Origin of the sequence: Streptomyces telluris (genome assembly GCF_024519335.1) — a bacterium.
GTDB classification, from domain to species: domain Bacteria; phylum Actinomycetota; class Actinomycetes; order Streptomycetales; family Streptomycetaceae; genus Streptomyces; species Streptomyces telluris.
Genome location: NZ_JANIID010000095.1, coordinates 1 through 465 on the forward strand (window position 1 = coordinate 1; position 465 = coordinate 465).

Genomic DNA, 465 nt, shown 5'->3' on the forward strand with positions numbered 1-465 from the left:
CGTAGGAGATGTTGCCCGTGCCGTCCTGTTTTTCGATCCCGCCGATGCGGTGTTCCAGGCCCGGGGTGCCCGGTACGGCCCAGGGCCGGGCGAGGGTCTGGGGGTCACGCTTGTAGGGCCAGAACACCTCGGTGCCGTCGGCCAGCGTGTGGTTGGGGCCGGTGGCGAACTGGACGCGCAGGTCGGGCAGTTCGTCGGGTTCGGGGATGCGCCAGGGTTCGGAGCCGTTGGCGAGGTAGCCGTCGGAGAGCAGGAAGACGGGGGTGCGGTAGGCCAGGGCGATACGGGCCGCGTCCAGGGCTGCGTCGAAGCAGTCGGCGGGGGTTTTCGGGGCCACGATGGGCACCGGTGCTTCACCGTTGCGCCCGTACATCGCCTGCAGCAGGTCCGCCTGCTCGGTCTTCGTCGGCAGGCCGGTGGAGGGACCGCCGCGCTGGATGTCGACGATCAGCAGCGGCAGCTCCA

1 pseudogene is annotated in these 465 nt (G+C 70.3%); it reads right to left on the minus strand.

What is annotated here, in order from left to right:
- Positions 1 to 465: pseudogene (locus NQU55_RS36250) on the minus strand (2-oxoacid:acceptor oxidoreductase subunit alpha); the annotation flags it as partial.